We start from the raw sequence: 1,368 nt of genomic DNA, 5'->3' as shown, positions 1-1,368 counted from the left end.
ACTCACCTGACTGTCAAGGCCGGTCTAAAACTGGCTCTTCCGCAATTCGGGTGAAGCGCGGCGAGGTCAGGTGCCGCAAAGGAGCCGGTGGCGTAAGAGCTCCAGTCCCGCCCGGCCATACATCATGCGCTTCAGGGCCTTCAGCTTGTGGATCCACCCTTCCGTGAGGCCGTTGCTCCACGGCAGGCGCAACGCCTCGTACACCGCCGGGAAGTCCTGTTCGAGGCGATGGGCGAAGCCCATCAAGGGCCGAACCGTATCCCGCTTCACCGCATCGATCCACGCCGCCAGGGTGTCGGCTTGACGCTCCCGCACCCTTCGCGCGAACGGCTCGGCGAGGCTCCAGACCCTGGCATACTGCCCGTCGGAGCGGGCCAGAGACGTCAGAAAAGCGACCTCGTCTTCCGACCGACGGGCGGGAGCTTTCCAGAACAAGCTGCAGAGCTACCGGGCGGTCATCGGGCGCATCTGGAGACACGCGTCCTTCGAGACGCCCGCCGACCGGCGCAGGGCGGTCACTACCTCGGCGACCCGGGAACGGCCTCCCGGATACCCCATGCAGCGCAGTTCCCGATAGATCTCCCGGGCGTTGCGGCACCCCTGCTCCCACCGCTGGATGATATAGGCCCGGTACGGATCCAGCTGACTCGGGCGCGTGCGGCGGGGGCCCGTTCCGGGCACGGCAACGCTGGAGAGATAGCGCCGGACCGTCACACGACGGAGGTGCATGCGTCGGCTGATTTCCCGGACACCGAGCCCCTGCGCATGGAGGGCCCGAACCTGTTCGAAACGCTCGCGCCGCCGGTTCCAGCGAGCCGCCCGCTCCAGCGCGCGGCGGGATGGAGCCCGTGAAGCGGCCGGACCGGCCACCGAGGGAACGGCCGGTGTCGGCGGAGTAGGCCCCACGGGTGGTAAGCGCAGCGCCTGGAAGAAGCGTTCCAGCGCCTCGCCCAGGTTCTTCAGCAGGTGCCACCGGTCGGCCACCTGGATCGCATCGGGAGCCCCCCGCCGGGCCCCTTGAGCATAGGCCTCCGCGCGGTCTCGGACGACGACCTGGATGCCCGGATGCGCCACAAGCCACGCGGCCAGCGTCTCCGGGGACCGGTCGAGGAGCAGGTCCACCGGCCGCCTGCGTTCCAAGTCGCACAAGAGCGTGCCATCGCGGTGTCCTTTGCGCCACGCCCAATCGTCGACTGCCAGCACCCGGACCTGGGGCACGGGGGGCAGCGGGATCCGTAGCACGATGCGTACCAAGGTGTCCGCGCTGACCGGGATGCCGAGCGCCTGGGCCGTGCGGGAGGCGGCCTCGGCGCTCATGGCCAGGGCCATCTTCTCCAGCAGCCGCTCGAGGCGATCCGTCCGCCGGGC

The 1,368-nt window shown here is 69.5% G+C and carries 2 protein-coding genes; both read right to left on the bottom strand.

What is annotated here, in order from left to right; all coding sequences use genetic code 11:
* Positions 1–66: 66 nt before the first annotated feature.
* Entirely contained in the window at positions 67–435 is a 369-nt protein-coding gene (locus AB1609_09040) for a transposase (GenBank protein ID MEW6046613.1), read from the bottom strand.
* Between the two features lie 9 nt (positions 436–444).
* On the bottom strand, positions 445–1,368 hold a 924-nt coding region (locus AB1609_09035), incomplete at its 5' end, for a transposase (GenBank protein MEW6046612.1).

Source organism: Bacillota bacterium, assembly GCA_040754675.1.
In the GTDB taxonomy this organism is placed as follows: Bacteria; Bacillota; Limnochordia; order Limnochordales; family Geochordaceae; genus Geochorda.
Note: the sequence above shows the minus strand (reverse complement) of the source record. Positions and strands in the feature narration are given on the sequence as shown.